The sequence below is a fragment of the Streptomyces flaveus genome (assembly GCF_014647675.1).
GTDB lineage: Bacteria > Actinomycetota > Actinomycetes > Streptomycetales > Streptomycetaceae > Streptomyces > Streptomyces flaveus.
The window spans coordinates 102449-123726 of sequence record NZ_BMPQ01000004.1 but is presented as its reverse complement, the minus strand read 5'-3'; the positions used below and the strand labels follow the sequence as shown (position 1 = coordinate 123726).

General features: G+C 73.2%; 23 protein-coding genes. 9 read left to right on the top strand and 14 right to left on the bottom strand.

Annotation, left to right across the window (positions count from 1 at the left end):
* Window positions 1-13: 13 nt before the first annotated feature.
* The 5 genes from IEZ21_RS09925 to IEZ21_RS09905 are packed head-to-tail and all read right to left on the bottom strand — an operon-like array spanning window position 14 to window position 4305.
* Window positions 14-328, bottom strand: a complete 315-nt coding sequence (locus IEZ21_RS09925) for a hypothetical protein (protein WP_189321507.1) — start codon at window positions 326-328, stop codon at window positions 14-16.
* Window positions 300-764: a hypothetical protein gene (locus IEZ21_RS09920; protein WP_189321506.1), complete on the bottom strand. Its 465-nt coding sequence runs from the start codon at window positions 762-764 to the stop codon at window positions 300-302. Before IEZ21_RS09920 ends, IEZ21_RS09925 begins: the two co-directional genes overlap by 29 nt.
* Window positions 761-1495: an ABC transporter ATP-binding protein gene (locus tag IEZ21_RS09915; RefSeq protein ID WP_189321505.1), complete on the bottom strand. Its 735-nt coding sequence runs from the start codon at window positions 1493-1495 to the stop codon at window positions 761-763. The genes IEZ21_RS09920 and IEZ21_RS09915 overlap by 4 nt, the downstream gene beginning before the upstream one ends.
* Window positions 1496-1499: 4 nt before the next feature.
* Window positions 1500-2210, bottom strand: a complete 711-nt coding sequence (locus tag IEZ21_RS09910) for an ABC transporter ATP-binding protein (protein ID WP_246567507.1) — start codon at window positions 2208-2210, stop codon at window positions 1500-1502.
* Window positions 2191-4305 carry a branched-chain amino acid ABC transporter permease gene (locus IEZ21_RS09905; protein WP_189321504.1) on the bottom strand — a complete coding sequence of 705 codons (2115 nt, stop codon included), beginning with the start codon at window positions 4303-4305 and terminating at the stop codon, window positions 2191-2193. Before IEZ21_RS09905 ends, IEZ21_RS09910 begins: the two co-directional genes overlap by 20 nt.
* 110 nt (window positions 4306-4415) lie before the next feature.
* Between IEZ21_RS09905 and IEZ21_RS09900 the strand changes: the two genes are divergently transcribed.
* The 5 genes from IEZ21_RS09900 to IEZ21_RS09880 are packed head-to-tail and all read left to right on the top strand — an operon-like array spanning window position 4416 to window position 8130.
* Entirely contained in the window at window positions 4416-4877 is a 462-nt protein-coding gene (locus IEZ21_RS09900) for a pyridoxamine 5'-phosphate oxidase family protein (RefSeq protein ID WP_189321503.1), read from the top strand.
* A gap of 45 nt (window positions 4878-4922) precedes the next feature.
* A complete protein-coding gene (locus IEZ21_RS09895; protein WP_189321502.1) occupies window positions 4923-5366 on the top strand; it encodes a nuclear transport factor 2 family protein in 444 nt (147 codons plus the stop codon).
* Between the two features lie 17 nt (window positions 5367-5383).
* Complete coding sequence (locus IEZ21_RS09890; RefSeq protein WP_189321501.1) at window positions 5384-6502, top strand: acyl-CoA dehydrogenase family protein; 1119 nt, start codon at window positions 5384-5386, stop codon at window positions 6500-6502.
* 4 nt (window positions 6503-6506) lie between these two features.
* Complete coding sequence (locus IEZ21_RS09885) at window positions 6507-7295, top strand: acyl-CoA dehydrogenase family protein (protein WP_189321500.1); 789 nt, start codon at window positions 6507-6509, stop codon at window positions 7293-7295.
* A gap of 37 nt (window positions 7296-7332) precedes the next feature.
* Window positions 7333-8130: an acyl-CoA thioesterase gene (locus IEZ21_RS09880; RefSeq protein ID WP_189321499.1), complete on the top strand. Its 798-nt coding sequence runs from the start codon at window positions 7333-7335 to the stop codon at window positions 8128-8130.
* A 108-nt stretch (window positions 8131-8238) separates the two neighbouring features.
* On the opposite strand, the gene IEZ21_RS09875 is transcribed toward IEZ21_RS09880, so the two are convergent.
* A complete protein-coding gene (locus tag IEZ21_RS09875; RefSeq protein WP_189321498.1) occupies window positions 8239-9384 on the bottom strand; it encodes a thiolase family protein in 1146 nt (381 codons plus the stop codon).
* Window positions 9377-10831 (bottom strand): class I adenylate-forming enzyme family protein, encoded by a 1455-nt coding sequence (locus tag IEZ21_RS09870; protein ID WP_189321497.1) that lies wholly within the window; start codon window positions 10829-10831, stop codon window positions 9377-9379. The genes IEZ21_RS09875 and IEZ21_RS09870 overlap by 8 nt, the downstream gene beginning before the upstream one ends.
* Window positions 10832-10884: 53 nt before the next feature.
* Here IEZ21_RS09870 and IEZ21_RS09865 point away from each other — a divergent pair, with 53 nt between their 5' ends.
* Complete coding sequence (locus IEZ21_RS09865) at window positions 10885-11655, top strand: SDR family oxidoreductase (RefSeq protein ID WP_189321496.1); 771 nt, start codon at window positions 10885-10887, stop codon at window positions 11653-11655.
* A gap of 43 nt (window positions 11656-11698) precedes the next feature.
* Here IEZ21_RS09865 and IEZ21_RS09860 read toward each other — a convergent pair whose 3' ends face one another.
* The 4 genes from IEZ21_RS09860 to IEZ21_RS09845 form a co-directional block, all read right to left on the bottom strand.
* Window positions 11699-12547: an SDR family NAD(P)-dependent oxidoreductase gene (locus IEZ21_RS09860; protein WP_189321495.1), complete on the bottom strand. Its 849-nt coding sequence runs from the start codon at window positions 12545-12547 to the stop codon at window positions 11699-11701.
* A 15-nt stretch (window positions 12548-12562) separates the two neighbouring features.
* Window positions 12563-13597, bottom strand: coding sequence for a phosphotransferase family protein (locus IEZ21_RS09855; protein ID WP_189321494.1), 1035 nt, complete (start codon window positions 13595-13597; stop codon window positions 12563-12565).
* Window positions 13594-14922: an acyl-CoA dehydrogenase family protein gene (locus tag IEZ21_RS09850; protein WP_189321493.1), complete on the bottom strand. Its 1329-nt coding sequence runs from the start codon at window positions 14920-14922 to the stop codon at window positions 13594-13596. Before IEZ21_RS09850 ends, IEZ21_RS09855 begins: the two co-directional genes overlap by 4 nt.
* Window positions 14923-15019: 97 nt before the next feature.
* Complete coding sequence (locus IEZ21_RS09845) at window positions 15020-15658, bottom strand: TetR/AcrR family transcriptional regulator (RefSeq protein WP_213089277.1); 639 nt, start codon at window positions 15656-15658, stop codon at window positions 15020-15022.
* A gap of 43 nt (window positions 15659-15701) precedes the next feature.
* Between IEZ21_RS09845 and IEZ21_RS09840 the strand changes: the two genes are divergently transcribed.
* The 3 genes from IEZ21_RS09840 to IEZ21_RS09830 all read left to right on the top strand — a co-directional run bounded on the left by IEZ21_RS09840 (window position 15702) and on the right by IEZ21_RS09830 (window position 18092).
* Window positions 15702-16517 carry an SDR family NAD(P)-dependent oxidoreductase gene (locus tag IEZ21_RS09840; protein WP_246567504.1) on the top strand — a complete coding sequence of 272 codons (816 nt, stop codon included), beginning with the start codon at window positions 15702-15704 and terminating at the stop codon, window positions 16515-16517.
* A gap of 70 nt (window positions 16518-16587) precedes the next feature.
* The gene (locus IEZ21_RS09835) at window positions 16588-17178 is read left to right on the top strand and encodes a nuclear transport factor 2 family protein (protein ID WP_189321490.1); all 591 of its coding nucleotides are present in this window, start codon (window positions 16588-16590) and stop codon (window positions 17176-17178) included.
* Window positions 17163-18092 carry a TIGR03564 family F420-dependent LLM class oxidoreductase gene (locus IEZ21_RS09830; RefSeq protein ID WP_189321489.1) on the top strand — a complete coding sequence of 310 codons (930 nt, stop codon included), beginning with the start codon at window positions 17163-17165 and terminating at the stop codon, window positions 18090-18092. The genes IEZ21_RS09835 and IEZ21_RS09830 overlap by 16 nt, the downstream gene beginning before the upstream one ends.
* A gap of 73 nt (window positions 18093-18165) precedes the next feature.
* On the opposite strand, the gene IEZ21_RS09825 is transcribed toward IEZ21_RS09830, so the two are convergent.
* The 3 genes from IEZ21_RS09825 to IEZ21_RS09815 are packed head-to-tail and all read right to left on the bottom strand — an operon-like array spanning window position 18166 to window position 21265.
* Window positions 18166-19197: an NAD(P)H-dependent amine dehydrogenase family protein gene (locus tag IEZ21_RS09825; RefSeq protein ID WP_189321488.1), complete on the bottom strand. Its 1032-nt coding sequence runs from the start codon at window positions 19195-19197 to the stop codon at window positions 18166-18168.
* Window positions 19194-20312: a CaiB/BaiF CoA transferase family protein gene (locus IEZ21_RS09820; RefSeq protein ID WP_246567501.1), complete on the bottom strand. Its 1119-nt coding sequence runs from the start codon at window positions 20310-20312 to the stop codon at window positions 19194-19196. Before IEZ21_RS09820 ends, IEZ21_RS09825 begins: the two co-directional genes overlap by 4 nt.
* Window positions 20309-21265 carry a TIGR03564 family F420-dependent LLM class oxidoreductase gene (locus IEZ21_RS09815; protein ID WP_189321487.1) on the bottom strand — a complete coding sequence of 319 codons (957 nt, stop codon included), beginning with the start codon at window positions 21263-21265 and terminating at the stop codon, window positions 20309-20311. Before IEZ21_RS09815 ends, IEZ21_RS09820 begins: the two co-directional genes overlap by 4 nt.
* Between the last annotated feature and the right edge of the window lie 13 nt (window positions 21266-21278).

Genomic DNA, 21278 nt, shown 5'->3' with positions numbered 1-21278 from the left:
TGACCGGTGGCGGTCAGTCGGAGGCGGGCAGGGGTTTCGCCGCCTTGATGGTCAACGGGGCTCCTCCGGACGTCAGTTGTCCGGCGCCGGGCGAGGTGCACAGCAGCTCGAGGGTGTCGTCGGCGTCGACGTAGCGCTTGCCGAGGACCGTGCCCGGGGACGCGTCCGAGGTGACGGGCGGGGGTGAGGCACCCTCGGCCGGAACCATGGGCTTGCCCCCGCATTCGACGGACACGTCCTTGCCGGCCGGGGCGCGGATCACGACGACGCGGGTGGTGCACACGGTGGAGGCGAGCTGGTCACCGGGACGCGGGGCTGGTGGCGCCATGGTTCGGTTCTCCTTCGGCGGTGGCGAGGACGGCGGACGGGTCCGCGGGCGTCGCGGGACCGGGTGCCGCGGCGAGGCGGTCGCCCAGCGTGGACAGGTCGTACGCCTGCCGGGCGAGCCAGAACCGCAGGAAGCCGGTGAGTGAGTAGCGCAGGTAGAGCGCGCCGCCCACCACCGCGCAGACCACGCCGGTGATCCCGATGGCGAGCGCGTCGCGCTGGGCGAGGGGGTTGTCGGAGGCGTGCGCGAGTGGATAGGTGAGGGCGCCCAGGCACAGGCCCGCCAGCATCAGCACGGCTCCCGTGCGCAGCCACAGGGTGTTACGGGCGGTGGCGGGGTCGGGGATCTTCAGGGCGGCCAGGTCGCGGGCGAAGCGGTCGGCGCGGTCACTGCGCGCGGGCGCCTCGGCGGGGACGGTGTCGGGCGGCGGCGTCATGCGGCGCTCCCCAGGTAGTAGGAGGACAGTTCGGCGTGCAGGGAGCTGTCGGCGTGGCCCTGCCACTGGACCCGGCCGCGGGCGAGCACGGCCGCGTGGTCGGCGATCTTCAGTACGGCGGCGGCGAACTGCTCGACGACGAGCACCGCGATGCCCTGCCGGGCCAGCTGGGCGACTTCCTCGTACAGTTCGGCGACGACCACCGGGGCCAGTCCCATGGAGAGCTCGTCCAGGAGCAGGACGGCGGGGTCGGTGGCCAGGCCCCGGGCGAGGGCGAGCATCTGCTGCTGGCCGCCGGACAGGGTGCCGGCCGGCCGGTGGGCGCAGCGGGCGAGCACGGGGAAGCGGGCGTAGGCGATCTCCTCGATCTCCGGCCGGTCGCGGCCGGTGAACGTCATCATGCGGAGGTGGTCGCGTACGGTCAGGTTCGGGAAGATGCCGCGGCCTTCGGGGACGAGGCAGACCCCGGCCCGCGCCAGGTCCCGCGGATCGGCGCCGGTGGTGTCGCGGCCGCCGAGGTGCAGGGTGCCGGCGCTGGGCCGGTGAGCGCCGGCGATGACGTTCAAGGTGGTGGTCTTGCCGGCGCCGTTGGGACCGAGCAGTGCCACGACCTGCCCTGCGGCGACGGTGAGGTCGACGCCGTGCAGCACGGTGATGCGGTCGTATGCGGCTTTGATGCCGCGCAGTTCAAGCAGCGGGGCCGCGCTGTCGGCAGCCGTGGCACCAGTCATGGGTTCAGGCCTCCCCGAGATAGGCCGCGAGCACGGTCCGGTCCTGCTGGATCTCCTCGGGCGGCCCGACGGCGACGACCTTGCCGAGGTCGAGGACGTGCACCTGGTCGCACACGCTCATCACCAGGCTCATGTCGTGTTCGACGAGGACCACGGCGCAGCCGTCGGCCGCGATATCGCGCAGCAGGGCGGCGAAGCGGAGGGTTTCCTGCGCGTCCTGGCCGGCGGCGGGTTCATCGAGCAGCAGGACGCCGGGCTTGCCGGCGAGCGCCCGGCCCACCTCCAGGAGGCGGGCGGCGCCGGTGGGCAGGGCGTCGGCGGTGGTGCCGGCGTCGGCGGTGAGGCCGATGCGTTCGAGGAGGTCGTCGGCGATGCGGTGGGCCTCGCGCCGCCGGGAGCCGAGTTCGGCGGCCACCCGCAGGTTGTCGCGGACGCTCAGCCGGCCGAAGAGTTCCAGGCGCTGGAAGGTGCGGGCCATGCCGCGGCGGGCCCGCTGGGCCGGGGTGTCGCGGGTGATGTCGCGCCCGTCGAGCACGACGGTGCCGGTGCGAGGCCTGCGCAACCCGGACACGACATCGAACAGGGTGGACTTTCCCGCCCCGTTGGGCCCGATGAGCCCGGTGATCCGCCCGGCCCCGGCTGCGAAACCGGCGCCGTCGAGCGCCCGGATGCCGCCGAAAGTGACGGTCACGTCGTCAGCCCGCAGCGATGCCACGCGCGATCACCTCTCGGTCCTCGGCCCGCCAGGGCCGTCGTATCCCCCACCACTCGACGGGGTCGGGAGCGGGCGGCGGTCCGTCCTGGCGAGCGGTGGCCCGGATCCGCAGGGCGACGGCGACCAGCACAGCGGCGACGAGGAATATCGCCCCGCCGATCAGCCCGGTCCCGTACAGCAGCCACAGCAGCCCGAGAGCGCCGCAGGCTACGGGCAGCAGCACGCGGTCGCGCGCCAGCGGCGCCCACTCCTCGCGCAGTCCCGGCACGACGCCGGCGGGGTTGTGCGCGAGGCCCATGCCGGCGAGGGCGATGCCCAGGGTGGAGACGTCGTGGGCCCACGTGCCGAAGTGGCCGAGGAGGTGGGGCGGGGCGATGTAGGCGAAGCCGGTGAACAGGCCGGTGCCGACCGCGCCGAGGCCGCCGATCACCGCGACCAGGAAGACCGGCAGGTTGGCGAGGAGGTTGAACTGCTCGGCGGTGACGGTGCGCTGCTGCATGCCGTAGAGCGCGCCGCCGAGCCCGGCGATCGCCGCGGACAGGGCGAACACCGCCACCTTCGCGGCGAGCGGCCGGCCGCCGAGCGTCGCGTACGCGGCCTCGCTGTCGCGCAGCGCGATGAGCCCCCGGCCGAACCTCCCGCGCCGAAGCCACCCCACCGCGAGGGAGGAGGCGGCCATGACCACAGCGGACAGCACGAGCAGTTCGGCCGGGGAGTCGAGCCGCCATCCGAACAGATTCGGTCCCTGCACTTCCACGGACCCCTGGTCGAACAGCGCGATCCGCACCCCGAGCACCTCGAAGGACGGCAGGGTGAACACCCACCGGTCCAGGATGACGGCGAACGCCGCGGTGCCGAGGGCGAGATAGATCCCGGACAGCCGCAGCGCCGGTACGGCGATGGCCGCGCCGACAGCCGCCGCGACGAGGACCGCGGCGGGCAGCGCCCACAGCTGCCCGGCGCCGCCCAGATGCGCCCACACCACGGCCCCGATGCCCGCGATGCTCAGCTGGCACAGCGAGATCTGCCCGGCGTAGCCGGCCAGCGGCACGTAGGACAGGGCGACGATGCCGAGCGAGAAGGCGGGCCCGTAGGAGATGAGGCCCTCCTCGTCGAGCACCGTGGCCAGGAGGACCGCGAGCAGCACCACGCAGCCCGCGAAGACGAGGCTGCCGCGCGGCGTGGGCAGCGGCACGCGGACCAGGCGCCGTTCGCGGCCGCGCAGCCGGCGGTGCGGGAAGACGAGGAGGGCGAGGAAGAGCAGCAGCGCGGGGGCCGCCAGGCGCAGGCCCGGGAGATAGTCGTTCTGCGGCAGATAGCCCGTCAGATAGCTCTCGAGCCAGCCGACGACGAGTGCACCGAGGAAGGTCAGGGGCAGGCTGCGCAGCCTGCCGAAGACGGCGGCCGTGTATGCGCTGACGATGAGGAGGGAGAGCTGCTGGGCGTCGAGGGCGATGTTCGGGGCGATCAGGATGCCGCCGACGGCGGCGAGCTGGGTGGCGAGGATCCAGGCGAACCGGGCGGCGCGCTGCGGCGAGGCGCCGGTGAGCCGGGCGAGCGCGCGGTCGTCGACGCAGGCGCGCATCTCGGTGCCGGCGCGGGTGTGGTTCAGCAGCAGCCACAGCCCGGCGGCGATGAGGGCGGCCACGCCGAGGGTGAGCGCCTGGTGCCAGGTGACGGGGGCCGGGCCGAGGTGGAAGGCCGGCTGGTCGGCGAAGAACGGGCGCAGCGGGCGGGGGGTGTTCGGGTCCCAGATCCAGCGGGCCAGGGCGATGCACCCGGTGAGCAGGGCGACGGTCATGACGAGCCGCTCGGCCTCGCCCAGCGACTGCACCGGCCGCATCAGGACCCGTTCCACGAACAGGGCGAAGGCGGGGGCGAGTACGAGCAGCACGACGGCGAGGGCGAGCGGCACCGGCCAGCCCCAGCCGAAGGCGAGCTGCCAGTAGGCGAAGGCGGCCATCATCCCGGCGGCGCCGTGCGCGAAGTTGAAGACGCCGGCGGTGGTGTAGGTGAGGACGAGGCCGCTGCCGATGATCGCGTAGATCGCGGCCGTGGCCAGTCCGACGACCCCAAAGGTGAGGAACTGTTCCATCAGGCGTCCGTTCTCCCGGCCGTCCGTGTGCGGGTGCGCTGGACGGCCCCCACGGCTGGAAATTAGCTTCTCTCAATCAGAGAATCAACCATCCGAACACGGGAGACCATATGCCTGCACAGCGCCGCGGGGCCGCCATCGCCATGACGCGGCCCGAACTCGACGCCTTCCTCCAGGCGGGGCCGGTCTGCCGGCTGGGCACGATCGGCCCTGGTGGGCAGCCGCATGTGAGCGCCCTGTGGTTCGTCTGGGACGGCACGCACATCTGGCTGAACTCGCTGCTGCACAGCCAGCGGTGGACCGATCTCGGACGCGATCCGAGGGCGAGTGCGATCGTGGATGACGGCGGCCTGGATTTCACCCGGCTCCGCGGGGTCGAGCTGCGCGGCCGTGTCGAGGTGGTCGGCGAGACGCCGCGCAGGGGCGCACCGAACGACGAACTACGCACGCCCGAGCGGCTGTTCGCCGACAAGTACGCGGGGGGCGCCCTCCGGCACGACGGTCGGCACGCATGGCTGCGGCTGACGCCGGAGAAGGTGACCAGCTGGGACTTCTCCAAGCTGCGCCGGTGACTGCCGCCTTGACGCCGACCCACTGAGGTGAAAACGTCATACGCTATGAGCGAGAATTCAATTCTCCCCCACGCTTGCGAGGACCTGGCCGACATCCAGCAACTGCTGGCCCGCTATGCCGTCGCCATGACCCGCGGCGACATCGACCGCGTGCTCGCCGTCTTCACTCCGGACGGCAACTACAGCGCCTTCGGCGACACCTACCCGCTCGACGACTTCCCTGAGCTGATCGCCGCCGCACCCAAGGGGCTCTTCCTCACCGGCACGCCCGCCGTCGACTTCGCCGAGGACCGGCGCACGGCCACCGGCATCCAGCCACTGTGCTTCGTGGAGGACGCCACGCACGCCATGCGCATCGGCTACTACAACGACACCTACGTGCGCACCCCCGACGGCTGGCGGCTGCGCACCCGCGCCATGACCTTCATCCGCCGCAGCGGCGCCCACGACTCGGGCATCCCGCACGCCTTCGAGCGCTCCCGGCCGTGACTGTGTTTTCCCGGGGGATGGCCCCCGGACCCCCAGCCGACACCTACCGCAGCGGGCTGCGCGCCTGGCTGGACGAGCACGACCTGTCCCCCGGCGCGGGCTACGACGGCTCGCTCGACGCGCAGGTCGCCCAGCTCGACCGGGTGCGCCGCGAGCTGTGGGACGCGGGATGGATGCGCTACGGCTGGCCGGAGGCGGTCGGCGGACGCGGCGGGCCGAGCGCGCTGCGGGCCGTGCTCGGCGAGGAGGTGGCCGCGCGCGAACTGGCCGAGCCCGGCCTGTACTCGATGGTCGAGGTCCTCGTGCCCACCCTGCTGTCGTACGCGCCCCCCGCCCTGGCCACCGCCATGGTCCCGCGGCTGCTGAGCGGACAGGAGCAGTGGTGTCAGGGCTTCTCCGAGCCCGGCTCCGGCAGCGACCTGGCCTCCCTCACCACCCGGGCGGTGCGCGACGGCGACACCTGGGTGATCAACGGGCAGAAGGTGTGGACGAGCCTGGCGCAGTACGCGGCGCGGTGTGTCCTGCTGGCGCGCACCGGTCCCGACCCGGGCCATGCCGGGATCAGCGCCTTCTTCCTCGACATGGACACCCCTGGGGTCACGGTCCGCCCGCTCCGCACGATGCATGGCGTCGACGAGTTCGCCGAGGTGTTCCTGGACGACGTGCGCATTCCGGCCGACCGGATCCTCGGCCGACCGGGCGACGGCTGGCGGCTGGCCATGGACCTGCTGCCGCACGAGCGCTCCACCTGCTTCTGGCACCGCGTGGCGCACCTGTACACCCGCCTGGACCGGCTGCTCGACGATGCCGCCGCGCCCGGCGACGAGGCAGCGGCCCTCGGCGAGGCGTATCTCGCGTTGCATACGGTGCGCTGCCGCTCGCTCACGACGCAGCACCGGCTCGCCGACGGCGCCCGGCTGGGCCCGGAGACCTCGGTGGACAAGATCCTGCTCGCCACGGCGGAGCAGCAACTTCTCGACACCGTCCGGGATGTGCTGCCGGGCGCCGTCGAGCTGCACGACTCCGCCTGGCGCACCGAGTATCTCTACTCGCGGGCCGCCACCATCTACGGCGGCACGGCCGAGGTGCAGCGCAACATCGTCGCGCGGCGCCTGCTCGGGCTGGGAAAGGAGTAGGGCCGTGGACGCCGAGGAACGCGAACTGCTCGAGGAGACCCTGCGCAAGACGATGACCGCCACGCCCTCCGGGGGTGGACTCGACGCGGCACTGACCGAACTCGGGTGGCCCGACATGCTGGCCGAGGAGCCGTCCGCCGCAATCCGCGCCGTCTTCCGCCTGCTCGGCGAGACGGGCGCGCACGCGCCGCTGGTCAACGACGTGCTGCTGTACGAGATGGGCCGCCCGCTCGGCGGCGCGCTCCCCATGCCGTATGCCGGCGGAAAGTGGGTCGAGTGGAGCCGCGAGGCGAGCGTCACCGGCACCGCCGTCGACCCCGGACTTCCGCTCCTGAGCGTCGCCGAGGGCGCCCCGGTCCCGCTGACGCTCGGCCGACAGGCGCTGGCCTGGTGGCTGCTGGGCACGGGCCACGCCATGCTGGCGCTCGCCCGCCGGCACGTCCTGGACCGGCATCAGTTCGGCCGCCCGCTCGCCTCCTTCCAGGCCCTCCGCCACCGCCTCGCCGAGACCCTGGTCGCCCTGGAGGGCGCCGAGGCGACGCTGGTGCACGCCGACGGCGAGCTCAGCTCGCTGCTCGCCAAGGCCGCCGCGGGCCGGGCCGCGCTCACCGCCGCCCGCCACTGCCAGCAGGCGCTCGGCGGTCTCGGCTTCACTGCCGAGCATCCGCTGCACCGGCACGTCAAACGCACGCTCGTCCTCGACGGCCTGCTCGGCAGCACCCGCGAACTCACCCGCGAGGCGGGCCGGGTGCTGGCCGCCCGGGGCGCGGCGCCCCGCCTCGTCCACCTGTGATCCCCGACCCGCCGGACATCCGATGGGAGCCGACAACATGACAGACCGCTGGACCGACCTCCTGGACTGCCTGGTCCTCAAGCCCGTCGGGGATCAGGCGTACGAGGGACGCTCGCAGCAGCTTCCGTACCACCGGCTCTACGGCGGGCAGCTACTGGCGCAGTTCGTGCAGGCGGCCTGCCTCACCGCCCCCGGCAAGGCGGTCAAGTCACTGCACACGGTCTTCGTACGCGAGGGGAGCAGCGAAGAGCCGGTCAGGTACACCACCGACTGCCCCCACCAAGGCCGCAGTTTCGCGACCGTCCGCCTGGAGGCGGCGCAAGGGCACCGCACGGTGGCGGTCGCGACGGCGAGCATGCACACGTGGGAGGACGGTCCGGACCGCCAGACCGCCGCTCCCCTGCCGGACCTTCCCGGGCCCGAGCATGCCCTGTCGCTCGACCTTCTGCCCTTCCAGGCGCGTTCGCACGCCGACCTCGACGCGCCCGCCGTGGGCCCGCCGACGCTGGATCTGTGGCTGCGCACCCCGCCCGTCGCACCGGAGCTGGGGCCGGCGCTTCTCGCGTACGCCACGGACCTGACCCTCATCGGCACGGCGCTGCGCCCGGTGGACGGCCTGTCCCAGCGGGACGCGGGGGGCGCCTTCGCCTCCGCGGTCACCTCGCACACCGTGTGGTTCCACCGTCCGCTGCGCACGGACGACTGGCTGCTGCTGCGCCAGCGAAGCCCACTCGCCGCCCACGGCCGCGCGTACGGTCTGGGCGACGTGCTGAGCCGGCAGGGAGCGCTGGCGGCCGCGTTCACCCAGGAAGCACTGCTGCGCTTCCGGGACTGAGTGGTCCCCGTACCTACAGCACGACCCATCACTGCGGCGCGAGAAGGCGGCCCTGCGCTCGCGCCGTCCCGTACGTCGCGCGGCACCGGGCACGAGCCGGGCGGCGGCTCAGTTCACCTCCACCACTGTCGCCGCTCCCATCCCGCCGCCGGCGCACATCGCCGCCACGCCCACGCCGCCACCGCGGCGGCGTAGTTCGTGGACCAAGGTCACCAGCATCCGCGCGCCGCTGGCGGCCACCGGGTGGCCGAGGGAGCAGCCGCTGCCGCTGACGTTCACCTTCTCCTCGTTCAGGCCCAATTCCTTGATCGCCGCCAGCGGTACGGACGCGAACGCCTCGTTGATCTCGAACAGGGCCACGTCCGCCACCGAAAGCCCGGCCCGCGCCAGCGCCTTGGGGATGGCGGTGACCGGCGCCAGGCCCATGAGCGCCGGGTCCACGCCGACCGACGCCCAGGAGCGCACCGTGGCCAGGGCCGGAAGCCCGAGCCGGTCACTCGCGACGACCAGCGTCGCCGCCGCGTCGTTGACGCCGGAGGCGTTGCCTGCGGTGATGCTGAAGCCCTCTATCTCCGGGTGCAGCGGCCGCAGCGCTGCCAGCTTCTCCAGGCTGGTGCCGCGGCGCGGATGCTCGTCGGCTGCGAACGTCCCGTGCGGGGTGTCGATCGGTACCGTCTCTTCCTTGAACCGGCCCTCGTCCAGCGCCTGGATCGCCTTCTGGTGCGAGCGCAGCGCCCAGGCATCCAGCTCCGCCCGGCTGAGCCCGGCCTTGACGGCGGTGTTCCAGCCGACGCTGATCGACATGTCGAGGTTCGGCGCGTCCGGCCGGTCCGGGTGCGTGGGCGGCGTCCACGGCTCGTACCACTCGCCGTCGACGCGGTAGGCGCTCTTCGGGGCGGTGGAGAAGGACTGCACGCCGCCTGCGATCACCAGCCGTTCCATGCCGGCCATGATGCTCGCCGCCGCGGCCTGGACGGCCGAAAGGCCGGCGGCGCAGTGCCGGTTGACCGCGAGGCCCGGCACTTCGGCCAGGCCGAGGCGGACGGCCGTGTGCCGGGCAATGACGCCACCGCCGTAGTGGCCCTCGGCGAGGATCAGGTCGTCGATGTCCTGCGGGTCCAGGCCGTCGACGGCGCCGCGTACGACGTGCTCGGCCAGTTCGTACGCGGTGGTGTCGCGCAGGGTGCCCTTCATCGACGTGCCGATGGGCGTACGCAGCGCGGCGGTGATGACGGCTTTCGGCGCTTCAGGCATGGGTCGGATCCCCTTCTGACGCGGCGTGGTCGGCGAGTTCGGTGACGAGGGTGCGGCGCAGCAGCTTGCCCGTGGTGGTGCGCGGCAGTTCGGCACGCAGCACCACCGTGTCGGGGGTCTTCGACGAGCGCAGCCGCTCCCTGGCGTACGCCCGGATCTCGTCCGGGTCCGCGGTGCCGACCAGGACGGCGACGATCCGCTGCCCCCACTCCGCATCGGGGACGCCGACGACTGCGGCCTCTTCGACGTCCGGGTGGCGCATGAGGACGTCCTCGATCTCGGCAGGAGCGATGTTCTCGCCGCCGCGGATGATGGTGTCGTCCGCGCGCCCCTCGATGAACAGATAGCCGTCCTCGTCCATGCGGCCCTGGTCCCGGGTGGCGAACCAGCCGTCGTCCGCCCCGCGCTCGGCTCCGCCGTACTCGCCGGAGATCTGCTCGCCGCGTACGAAGACCAGTCCGGTGGAGCCCGCAGGCACGGCGGCCCCCGAATCGTCACGGATCTCCACCTCCACGCCGGGCAGCGGCTGCCCGACCGAGCCGAGGCGGGCCCGCACGGCGTCATTCGTCGAGCCCATCGCCTCCCGGTGGTCGTCCGGGCCGAGAACAGCGATGGAGGACGACGTCTCGGTGAGCCCGTAGGCACCCGCGAACCCCGTGTCGGGGAACTGGCGCAAGGCCCGCTCGATGACATGGCGCGGCGTGCGGGCGCCGCCGTAGGCCAGGCTGCGCAGCGCGGGGGCATCGGCCGGGCCCGCGCCGACCGCTTCGGTGATACGGGCCAGCATCGTCGGCACCACCATGGCGTGGGTGATCCGCTCCTGGCGTACGGTCCGAAGCCAGCGGCCGGCGTCGAAAGCGGGCTCGTACACGACGCGCCGCCCCGAGTAGAGATTGCTGAGCAGGTTCATCAACCCCGCGATGTGGTACGGCGGGAGCGCGACGAGCGCCGCGTCGGCAGGATCCGCCGCGCCGAACTCCTGCGTGGCGAGGACGTACGCCATCAGGTGGCGGTGGCGCAGCAGCGCGGCCTTCGGGGCGGCGGTGGTGCCGCTGGTGTAGAGGATGACCGCCACTGCGTCCCGGCTGTCCGGCGTTGTGAGGGCCGGTGCGTCGCCCGGCGGCGCCTGAAGCAGCGCGTCGAGCTCGTCCGGGCGCAGCACCTCGGCGCCGGGGTGGCGGGTCGCCAGCGCGGCCAGCTGGTCCTCGCTGAGCCGGTAGTTCAGCGGAACGAACGGGACGCCGGCCAGTGCCGCGCCGAACAGGGCTACGGGATAGGCGAGATGGTTCGCGCCCGTATACAGGACCGCGGGGCGGTCGCGGAAGCGGTCGGCGGCGTGCCGGGACAGGCGCAGCAGCTCCGCCGCGTCGAGCCTGCGGCCCGCGCACGCGACGGACGGAGGCTGCGCAGAAGCGGCCGCCATTTCAAGAATCACGGCTATATTCATGAGAACAGGATTCTCTCTCAGGTAGATCTCGACTTGCAAGGAGGAGGAAGGGTGTGCTGATACAGGGAAGTTCGGCACTGGTGGTCGGCGGTACGGGCGGCCTCGGCGAGGCGACGGTGCGCCGGCTGCACGCCGCCGGTGCCCGGGTCGTCGTGGCGGACGTGGCCGACGACAAGGGCAAGGCCCTCGAGGGCGAACTGGACGGCGTGCGCTATGTCCGTACCGACGCGGCCGACGAGGAGTCGGTGCGGGCGGCCGTCGACGAGGCGGCAGGTGCGGGGGTGTTCCGGATCTGCGTGGACTGCCACGGCGGTCCGGCCGGCGGCGGCCGGCTGGTCGGCAAGGACGGCACGCCGCTGCCGCTGGACGCCTTCCGGACGACGGTCGAGCACTATCTGACCGCCGTGTTCAATGTGATGCGGCTCGCCGCCGCCACCATGGCCCGCACCGAGCCGTACGGGGAGGACGAAGGGCGGGGCGTCGTGGTGACGACGTCGTCGATCGCCGCCTACGAAGGCCAGATCGGGCAGCTCCCCTACGCCGCGGCGAAGGGCGGGGTGGCCGCGATGACCCTGGTCGCGGCGCGCGATCTGGCGCCGGCCGGCATCCGTGTGGTGTCGGTCGCCCCCGGCACGGTCCTCACGCCCGCCTACGGCAAGGCGGCCGACCAGCTCTCCGCGTACTGGGGCCCGCAGGTACCGCATCCGCGCCGGATGGGGCGTCCCGAGGAGTTCGCGGCCCTGGTGCAGCACCTGTGCGAGAACGACTACCTCAACGGCGAGGTCGTCCGGTTGGACGGCGCGTTGAGGTTCCCGCCGAAGTAGCAACGAGCCCACCCCGGCGGCCGTCGCCCCACCTGAGCGCGGGTCAGGCGGATCCCGCCGGGTGCACCCCCGGTGGGGCCCCCTCCCCCGCCGCGATGTCGGCCAGCAGGCCCTCGACGCGGGTCCGGGCGCGGCGGGCGACGCCGGCGCCCGGGGCGGTGTGCACCCGGCCCGCCGCCACCGCGGCCAGCGCCGCCTCCGCGACTTCGCGCCGGGTGAGGATACCGTCCCGACCGGCCGCCGCACTGCGCATCGAGTCGGCGCCCGGCGGGAGCCGGATCGCGCCGAGGGCGGCCGAGTTCTCGCCGAGCGGCGTGTCCACAAGACCGGGACACAGGACGGTCGCGCCGAGCGCCTGCGACACCTGCTTCAGTTCCGCGTCGAGGGTCTCGGTCAGTCCGACGACCGCGTGCATGGTGCCGGCGTAGGGCGTGCGGCCGGGCAGCGGGGCGAGGCCGCCCGCGGAGGCGGTGTTGAGGAAGTGCCCGGTGCCCTGCGCGATGAGCAGCGGCGCGAACGCGCGCACACCGTGGACGACGCCGCGCAGCTTGACGCCGATCATCCGCTCCCAGGTGCGGTCGTCCTGTTCCCACATCGGCGCGGCCGGGCACACGACCCCGGCGTTGTTGCACACCAGGTCCACCCGTCCGTACGCGGCGACGGCGTGGTCGGCGAGGCGGCGGACCGATGCCGCGTCGCTGACGTCGGTGGCGGCGGCGGTGACCTCGGCACCGGCCGCGCGCAGCGACTCCTGCGCCTCCGCGAGCCCGTCCTCGCGGATGTCCGCGACGACCAGCCGGACCCCACGGGCCGCGAGCGCCTCGGCGAGGCCGTAGCCGATGCCGCTCGCGCCGCCGGTGATGACCGCGACCTGTCCCTTGTCGATACGCAATGCCAACCCCTCCGCTCAGTCCCGAGCCATCTCCACGCGCGCCTTCGCCCACAGCCACTGCGCGTAACCGTGCATCGCCTCGCCCGTCTCCCGGTCCCGGCGGCCCTCCACGGCGGCGTACCAGCTGCCCTCCAGCAGCGCGGCCAGCCGGAAGCAGGCCAGCACCTCGAACCAGCGGAAGGCGGAGATGTCCCGGCCGGTGGACTCGGCGTAGTACGCGATGAGTTCGGCGCGCGACGGCATGCCGTCCCAGGGCTTGAGGTACGGCTCGCCGCCGGGCGGGTCGCCGTCCTCGCGCCAGGCGGTGAGGATCCAGGCGAGGTCGAGCAGCGGGTCGCCGAGGGAGGCCATCTCCCAGTCGATGATCGCGGCCAGTCGCGGGGCGTCGTGGGACAGCATCACGTTGGCGAACTGCAGGTCGCCATGGACGATGGCGGTGCGGCCCTGCTTCGGGGTGTGGGCCGACAGCCATGCGGCCACCGCGTCGACGTGCGGGGACTCGGTCTCCCGGTAGGCGGCGCTGCCGCGGTAGCCGTACAGCATGCGCAGGTAGCGCTCCGGCTGGCGCTCCACCCAGCCCTCGGGGCGGCCGAGTTCGCCCGCCCCGACCGCGTACGGGTCTACCGTGGCGAGCTTCGCCGCCCCGTCCACCAGGGCGAACGCGGCGCGGCGGCGCCAGTCGGAGTCCTCGGCGTAGCGGCCGGGAAAGCGGCCCTGTGGGGTGAAGCCGTCGATCTTCTCCAGGATGGAGAAGGGCCCGCCGAGCGGGGAGTCGTCGTCGCCGCTGTGAGCGTACTGGCGCGGATGCGGTACGTCGGTGCCCGCGAGGGCCGCGAGCGCGCCGCTCTCGCGGCGGAAGGCGTCGGCGGCGCGCTCCTTGAGGTGGCGGCCGGGCATGCGCAGCACGAGTTCGGTGCCGTCGGCGCGGCGCAGCACGAAGAGGATGTTCTGCCCGCCGCCCGTGAGCGGAGACAGCTCGGCCACCGGTCCGTCACCGGGCAGGCCGGTGAGGCCCGGCCAGTCGTTGAGGAGTGCCAGGGTGTCGGTCACCGGGTCGTCGCCTCCTCCGACCGGACCAGGTCCGCGTACTTCTCGCGGGCGGCGGCGAGCCGGGCCGGCAGGTGTGCGGAGCCGAACAGCCGGTCGTCGGGGGGCTCCACGTCCTTCAGCAGCAGCCGGGCGACAACGTCCTTGTGCGCCTCCGTGGGGCCGTCCGCGACGCCGAGCACGGGGCCGGCCTGCCACATGCGGATCAGCGGGAGCTCGTTGGAGACGCCGAGCGCGCCGTGCAGGTGCATGGCGCGGTAGGCGATGTCGACGAGGATCGTGGGCGTGGCGGCCTTCACGGCGGAGATGTGCAGCCGGGCCGCGCGCGCGTCCTCCTTGGCGCCGGTACGGGCGGCGTTGTCGGCGTGCCAGGCGGCGTGCAGCACCTGGAGGCGGAACTGCTCCAGCTGGATCCAGCTGTCCGCGAGCGCGTGCCGTACCGCCTGCTGGTCGGCGAGCGGGCGGCCGCGGGTGCGCCGGCCGGCGATGCGCTCGGCCATCATCTCCAGCGCCCGCCGGCACTGCCCGACCGTCCGCATCGCGTGGTGCAGGCGGCCGCCGCCGAGGCGGGTCTGGGCGATGGCGAAGCCGGTACCCGGCTCGCCGAGGAGGTTCACGGCGGGCACCCGGCAGCCGGTGAAGCGCAGATAGGCGTGCGCGCCCTCGCCTAGCGGCTCACCGGCGAGGCCGGTGGCGCGCACCATCTCCATGCCGGGGGTGCCGGCCGGGATGATGAACATCGAGGAGCCCTGGTGCACCGGGACGTCCGGATCGGTGATCACCATGGCGATGACGAAGGCGGCGTGCGGGTAGTTGGAGGCGAACCACTTCTCGCCGTCGATCACCCAGTCGTCGCCGTCGCGGACCGCCCGGCAGGTGAAGCCACCGGGGTCGGCGCCGCCGGTCGGCTCGGTCATGGCGAAGGTGGAGACGATGTGGCCGTCCAGCAGCGGCCGCAGGTACTCCTTGCGCTGCTCCTCGGTGCCGTAGTGGGCGAGGATCTCGGCGTTGCCGGAGTCGGGGGCCTGGGTGCCGAAGACCATCGGGGCCCAGCCGGAGCGGCCCAGGATCTCGTTGAGCAGGGCGAGTTGGAGCTGCCCCATGCCCATGCCGCCGAGCTCGGGCGGCAGATGCGCGGCCCACAGCCCCTGGTCGCGCACCCGCTGCTGGAGCGGGCGGACGCCTTCGGTGTAGACGCGGCTGGTGCGGTCGTACGGGTCCGCGTTGCCCGGGAAGAGCACGTCGAGCGGCTCGACTTCGTCGTGTACGAAGGCGTCGGCCCAGTCGAGGCGGGCCTGGAAGGCGGCGTCGGTGCTGAAGTCCCACATGGGGCGTCCCTTCCGGAGAAGTCAGAACGATATTCGCAAGCTAGCAGAATGACATTCTCCCGTCCAGGAATCACTGTTGGCGCAAACTACCGGGTACTCAGACCCGGGCGCCGGCCACCAGGAAGCGCATCAGCTGCTCGATATCCACCTCATCCGGCGTCCGGCCGGCCAGCAGCCAGTGCTGCAGCGCCGCGACCGCCGCGCCGGCGACCGTCCTCCCGGCACGCTCCGGGTCCGTGGCCCCCAACTCGCGGGCGGGGGCCGCGAACAGCGTCCCCAGGTCGTCCACCAGCACGACCATCACATGCCCCGCGTCCGGCACCGGCGCCACCCCCGCCGACAGCACGGCGCGGATACGCGCGGCCAGGCCGGGGTCGGTCGCCTGCCGCACCACTGCCGCGACACCGGTGCGCAGCCGCTCCTCGGGGGCGGCGTCGGCGGCACGCTGCAAACGTTGGCGGACCCGGGCTGCGAGCTCTCTGGCGCCCCGCTCGACGATCGCCTCGACCAGGGCGTCCTTGCCGTCGAAGTACCGGTAGAAGGCGTCATTGGACAGGCCCGCGGAGGCCACGATGTCCGCGACCCGGGGCGAGCGGCGGCCACCCTCGGCCATCAACCGCAACCCGGCGTCGAGCAGGGCGTCCACCTCGGCGCGGGCCCCCTCCTCGGCGGCCGCCATCCGGCGGCGCACGGCACGCTCGGCGAGCGTGGGGGGATTGGGGTCGGTCGCAGTCACAACATCCACTTCCTGTGCAAGAGTTCCGTTCTCCATAAGGAGAATGCTAATCTCGCACGCACTGCCGGACCTGTCGATCGGGGCAACGCACATGGGATACGCGGACGGCCTGTTCGACCTCAGCGGGCGCGTGGTGCTGGTCACCGGCGGCAGCCGCGGACTCGGCAGGGAGATGGCCTTCGGCGCGGCTCGCTGCGGTGCGGAAGTCGTCATCGCCTCGCGGACGTCCGAGGCGTGCGCCGCCACCGCCCGCGAGATCGAGAAGGAGACCGGCCGCGCCGCCCTGCCGTATGCCGTGCACGTGGGCCGCTGGGAGCAGCTGCCGGGTCTGCTGGACGCGGTGCACGAGCGCTTCGGCCGGCTGGATGTGCTGGTCAACAACGCCGGGATGTCACCGGTGTACGAGGATCTGGGCGAGGTGACGGAGAAGATGTTCGACGCCGTCGTCGCCCTCAACCTCAAAGGGCCCTTCCGGCTGTCGGTGCTGGCCGGACAGCGGATGGCCGAGGCGGGCGGCGGGTCGATCGTCAACGTCAGCTCCACCGGCTCTGTACGGCCACGCGCGCCGATCGTGCCGTACGCGGCGGCGAAGGCGGGGCTCAACGCGATGACCGAGGGCCTGGCGCACGCGTTCGGTCCGACGGTCCGCGTCAACACCCTGATGTGCGGCCCGTTCGCCACCTGGGCCACCCGGCACTGGCAGGACGACCCCGAGGCGCTGGCGGCCGGCGTGCGCGGGCACGCGCTGCGGCGCATCGGCGATCCGCGCGAGGTTGTCGGGGCCGCCCTCTACCTGATGTCCGGCGCCGCCTCGTACACCACCGGCGCGACCCTGCGGGTCGACGGCGGCATGCCCTGAGACGGAGGACCCAGAACCTGGGCCGGGTGCGGGTGGTCGTCCGCGCCGACTCGACCGGAAGGGATGACGCATGACCGCTCCCGACGACAATGCTCTGCGCCAGGACGTGCGGTATCTCAAGGACCGCATCGAGATCCTCGACTGCATCGCCCGGCATGCCCGGGGCTGCGACCGCCATGACACGGACCTCGTCACCAGCGCCTACCACCCGGACGGCACCGACGAGCACGGATCGACGATCAACTCGGGGCCCGCGTATGCCGGTTGGGCCAATCAGGTCCACGCCGCCGCCTCCAGCGTCCACACCCACAACATCACCACCCACTCCTGCGACATCGACGGCGACACCGCACACTGCGAGAGCTACGTGATCGTCATCCTCCTCGGCACCGACGACCGCACGGCGCAGTTCATCAGCGGCCGCTATCTCGACCGGCTGGAGCGCCGCGACGGCCATTGGCGGATCGCGGTGCGCCGCTCGACGGTCGAGGTGATGTTCACCGCCGATGCTTCCGCCCTGCGGTCGACGGCCTTCCGTGACCAGGGATATCTCAAGGGCACTCGCAGTTTGGACGACCTTTCGTACGCCCGGCCCCTGCTGCCGGACGCACCCGCACCCGCCCGCTGGAACACAGGAGGCGGCACATGCGCATCGGCCTGACCGGCGGCGCGGCGACGCCGGACAAGCTGGTCCGGCAGGCGCAGCGCGCCGAGGCGGACGGCTTCACCTCGCTCTGGTACGCCTCGACCGTGCTGGGCGACCCGCTGACGCCCATGGCGTGCGCCGGACGCGCGACGTCGACGATCGAGCTGGGCACGGCGGTGCTGCAGACCTACCCGTGCCATCCGCTGCTGCAGGCCAACCGGGCCGCCTCCGCCGCCGCCACGATGGGCCGCCCCGGCCTCACACTCGGCATCGGGCCGTCTCACGAGGCCCTGATCCGCGGCGTGTACGGCCTGTCGTACGACCGCCCCGGCCAGAGCACGGAGGAATACGTCCGCATCCTCACCGCCCTGCTGCGCGGCGAGGAGGTCGACTTCGAGGGCGAGGAGTGGACGACCCGCAGCGCGGGCGGCCGGATGACGGCCACCGGCCGACCACCCGTGCCCGTCCTGCTGTCGGCCCTTTCTCCCCGCATGCTGCGCGTCGCCGGCCAGTACGCCGACGGCACCGTGCTGTGGATGGCGCCCGCGCGGGCGGTCGGCGAACACATCGCGCCGCGCCTGACCGCCGCCGCCGAGGCGGCAGGGCGCCCGGCCCCGCGGATCGTCGCGGGGCTGCCGGTGGTGGTGCACGACGACACAGCCGAGGCGCGGGCGGCGGTCGCGGCGACCTCGGGATCGTACGCGGGCATGCCCAACTACCAGCGCATCCTGGACATCGGCGGCGCCGATTCTCCTGCGGACGCGGCGATCGTGGGCAACGAGGAATCGGTGGGCAAGCAACTGAAGTCGCTGCTGGACGCGGGGGCGACGGACATCTGGGCCGCGATCGTCCCGGCGGGGCCGGATCCGGCGGCATCGGTGCGCCGCACCCGCGACCTGTTGCGGGAGGCCGCGGCGAGTCCTCACTGACTTTCCGTCGTTCTGGCCGGGCCGGGCGCAGCCCAGGCGGACGAACCCACAGCAGCGGCCGAACCCGCGGCCACTAGGACTCCGGCAGGGCGCTGACCAGATGCGGGAGATCGAGCGTCGAATGGATGCCCGGCGGGGCGGCGACCACCGCCGGGATCGCGTTGACCGCACGATTGGCGGTGTATCCCGGGGAGATGTCGGCCATCCGCTCCAGCGGGATCGGGAAGCGCAGGTCGATGTCGAGTGGGGCGTCGCCGTCCACCGCGATGTGCCAGCCGGTGGGGCGCAGCTCCCAGGCGGGGTTCAGGTCCGGGGTGCAGTACCAGGTGGCGGTGAAGCTCAGCACCGGGCGGCCGTCGTGCATGGCGGCCACGGTGGTGCGCTGTGCGGCGACGCCGCCGGCCTCGATGACGCCCGCGGCGATGCGGGTGTCTTTGCGCGCGGTCGCCACGTCGCCAGTGGCCTCCACCGCGTCGAGACGGAGCCCGAACGCGTCGCCCAGCAGTCGCAGCGACGGGCCGAAGCTCTCCCGCATGTGGGCCAGTCGGCGGGGGTCGGGTCCCTCGGCGGCGCGGCCGAAACCCATGAGGTCGAAGAGCATCTCCGGTGAGGGGCGCTGCGACAGATCGGCGTACTCCGAGATGGCCAGGCGGTCGAGGCGGCGCTGGATCGAGGCGAGCGTCAGCGGCAGCGCCTCGGTGATGAAGCCGGGGCTGCTGCCGGTCGCGTGGACGGCGGTGCCGCCCCGGGTGCAGGCCGCTGCGATGCGGGCGCGTACGTCCGGGTCCATGCTCGGCGGGTGGTGGAGGGCGCCGCAGGTGGTGACGACGTTGGCGCCCGATTCGAGGAGGGTGCACAGCTCGTCGACGTCGAGGACGCGGGGCATGTGCAGGATGCAGTCGGCGCCCAGGGTGAGGATCTGCTTGGGGTCCGTGGTCGCGTGGATGCCGGTCGGGGGCAGGCCGCACAGGGTGCCCGCGTCCGCGCCTGCCTTGTCCTCGCCCGTGACATGGACGCCGGCCAGGTCCAGCTGCGGGTGTTCGATGACGGCGCGCAGGGCTCGGGCGCCAATGGTGCCGGTGGCCCACTGGACGACGCGGATCATGTGGCCTCCTCGTGTTCGCCGAGACGCGGCGGGTCTGCGTACGACGGCGTGTGGCCGGCTACCCGGATCGGGCTCCCGATCAGGCGGAATCGGCCCGCCTGGACGATCACGGAGGGGTCCGCGGCCAAGGCCTCCGGCAGGGTGCGTACCGCCGCGGCGGCGACCCCGAGCGGACGGAGTCTGGCCTCCCAGCCGAGCGCGGTGTCCGCCGACAGCGCCTTGGTGACGGCGGCCACCACCTCCTCGCGGCGGGCCGAGCGCTCGGCCATGGTTGCGAAGGCCGGTTGGTCCACGTCGGCCTCGGTGGCGAAGGCGCGCCAGAAGGTGTCGTGGGTGATGAACAGCGCCAGGTGGCCGTCGGCCGTGGGGAAGAGCTGTGCCGGTACGTAATACGAGTGCGCGCCGCCCGCCCGGCGCTGCGGGGCCGTGCCCTCGTTGAGCCAGGCGGAGGCGCGGTAGTTGAGCTGGGAGAGCATGACGTCCCGCAAGGTCACCTCGACCTGGCCGCCGCGCCCGGAGTGCACCTGCGCGAGGAGGCCGAGAGCGGCGGTCAGGCCCGCGGAGTTGTCGGCGGCCGAGTAGCCGGGGAGTTGGGGCGGCCCTTCGGGGTCGCCGGTCAGCGCGGCGACGCCGGTGGCGGCCTGGATGGCGTAGTCGAAGGCGGGCTCGTCGGCGCCGTCCAGGCCGTAGCCGGTGACGGCCACGCAGACCAGGCGGTCGTTGACCGGGGCGAGGGCCTCGTAGGTGAGGCCGAGGCGGCGGATGGCGGAGGGCTTGAGGTTCACCAGCAGGGCGTGGGCGTCGCGGGCCATGTCGTGCAGGCGGGCCTGGCCGGCAGGGGTGGTCAGGTCGAGACGGACGGAGCGCTTGCCCCGGTTGAGGCTGGCGAAGTACGCGTCGGAGACCTGGCGGGAGAGGTCGCCGCCCGGCGGTTCGACCTTGGTGACCTCGGCGCCGAGGTCGGCGAGGAGCATGGTCGCGTACGGGCCTGCGAGGATGTGGCCGACCTCCAAGACGCGCAGCCCGGCCAGCGGGCCGGTCCGGCCACGGGCGTCCCCGACGCCGGAGACCGAACCGCACCGCACCGGATCCCCGTCCCGGACCGGATCCCTCACCGGAACTCCCGCGCGATCGCCGCCACCGCGTCCCGTGTCCGCAGTTTGGACGCCACCAGTTGCTCCCGCCCCTCCCCGATCGGCAGCAGCCGCACCGACAGATCCGTCACGCCGGCATCAGCGAAGCGCTTGAAGCGGGCCGCGATCGCCTCCTCGTCCCCCGCCGCGCACAGGTCGCCGACGTCGCGGGCGTCCCCGTACTCCAGCAGGCGCTGGTAGTTGGGCGATATCTCCGCCTCGCCCAGGATGCGGTTGGCCCGCTCGCGGGCCTCGTCGACGCGGGACGGCTCGCAGAGGCAGACCGGTATGCCGGCGACGATGCGCGGGGCCGGCCGTCCGGCCGCGGCAGCGGCCTTGGTGATACGTGGCGCGACGTGCTCGGCCACGGCCCGCTCGTCCGCCATCCACAGCACGGTGCCGTCGGCCCGCTCCCCCGCGATGCGCAGCATGACCGGACCGAGCGCGGCCACCAGGACGGGCAGCGGGGCGACGGGGGCGAGGCCCAGCGGATTGTGCACGGTGAAGCGCTCGTTGGTCACGTCCACCGAGCTCGCCCCGCTCACGCCCGTACCCAGGACCTCGATGTAGTCGCGCAGGTAGGCGGCGGGCTTCTCGTACGGCAGGCCCAGCATGTCGCGCACGATCCAGTGGTGCGAGGCGCCGACGCCCAGCGCGAGCCGGCCCCGGGCCGCGGCGTGCGCGGACAGCGCCTGCCGGGCGAGGGCGATCGGATGCTGGGCGTGTACGGGCACGACGGCCGTGCCGAGTTCGATGCGCGTGGTCACCGTGCTCATCAGGGCGATGGCGGTGAGCGCGTCGAAGTCCGTGGGCACCTGCGGCACCCACACGGTGTCGAAGCCGGCCTCCTCGGCCCAGCGCGCGTCGTCGAGCATCCGGGCGGCCTTACGCGCGCTGTCGCCCCGCTCCGGGCCGGTCATCACTCCGATACGCATACGGTTTCGGTCC

What these genes read in the sequence shown, in the direction of transcription:
- IEZ21_RS09895 (WP_189321502.1), top strand. Translation starts at nt 4,923, where the DNA reads ATGAGCGAGAATTCAATTCTCCCCCACGCTTGCGAGGACCTGGCCGAC.
- IEZ21_RS09835 (WP_189321490.1), top strand. Translation starts at nt 16,588, where the DNA reads ATGACCGCTCCCGACGACAATGCTCTGCGCCAGGACGTGCGGTATCTC.
- IEZ21_RS09840 (WP_246567504.1), top strand. Translation starts at nt 15,702, where the DNA reads ATGCTAATCTCGCACGCACTGCCGGACCTGTCGATCGGGGCAACGCAC.
- IEZ21_RS09825 (WP_189321488.1), bottom strand. Translation starts at nt 19,197, where the DNA reads ATGATCCGCGTCGTCCAGTGGGCCACCGGCACCATTGGCGCCCGAGCC.
- IEZ21_RS09915 (WP_189321505.1), bottom strand. Translation starts at nt 1,495, where the DNA reads ATGACTGGTGCCACGGCTGCCGACAGCGCGGCCCCGCTGCTTGAACTG.
- IEZ21_RS09815 (WP_189321487.1), bottom strand. Translation starts at nt 21,265, where the DNA reads ATGCGTATCGGAGTGATGACCGGCCCGGAGCGGGGCGACAGCGCGCGT.
- IEZ21_RS09890 (WP_189321501.1), top strand. Translation starts at nt 5,384, where the DNA reads ATGGCCCCCGGACCCCCAGCCGACACCTACCGCAGCGGGCTGCGCGCC.
- IEZ21_RS09875 (WP_189321498.1), bottom strand. Translation starts at nt 9,384, where the DNA reads ATGCCTGAAGCGCCGAAAGCCGTCATCACCGCCGCGCTGCGTACGCCC.
- IEZ21_RS09880 (WP_189321499.1), top strand. Translation starts at nt 7,333, where the DNA reads ATGACAGACCGCTGGACCGACCTCCTGGACTGCCTGGTCCTCAAGCCC.
- IEZ21_RS09920 (WP_189321506.1), bottom strand. Translation starts at nt 764, where the DNA reads ATGACGCCGCCGCCCGACACCGTCCCCGCCGAGGCGCCCGCGCGCAGT.
- IEZ21_RS09850 (WP_189321493.1), bottom strand. Translation starts at nt 14,922, where the DNA reads ATGTGGGACTTCAGCACCGACGCCGCCTTCCAGGCCCGCCTCGACTGG.
- IEZ21_RS09830 (WP_189321489.1), top strand. Translation starts at nt 17,163, where the DNA reads ATGCGCATCGGCCTGACCGGCGGCGCGGCGACGCCGGACAAGCTGGTC.
- IEZ21_RS09905 (WP_189321504.1), bottom strand. Translation starts at nt 4,305, where the DNA reads ATGGAACAGTTCCTCACCTTTGGGGTCGTCGGACTGGCCACGGCCGCG.
- IEZ21_RS09900 (WP_189321503.1), top strand. Translation starts at nt 4,416, where the DNA reads ATGCCTGCACAGCGCCGCGGGGCCGCCATCGCCATGACGCGGCCCGAA.
- IEZ21_RS09870 (WP_189321497.1), bottom strand. Translation starts at nt 10,831, where the DNA reads ATGAATATAGCCGTGATTCTTGAAATGGCGGCCGCTTCTGCGCAGCCT.
- IEZ21_RS09925 (WP_189321507.1), bottom strand. Translation starts at nt 328, where the DNA reads ATGGCGCCACCAGCCCCGCGTCCCGGTGACCAGCTCGCCTCCACCGTG.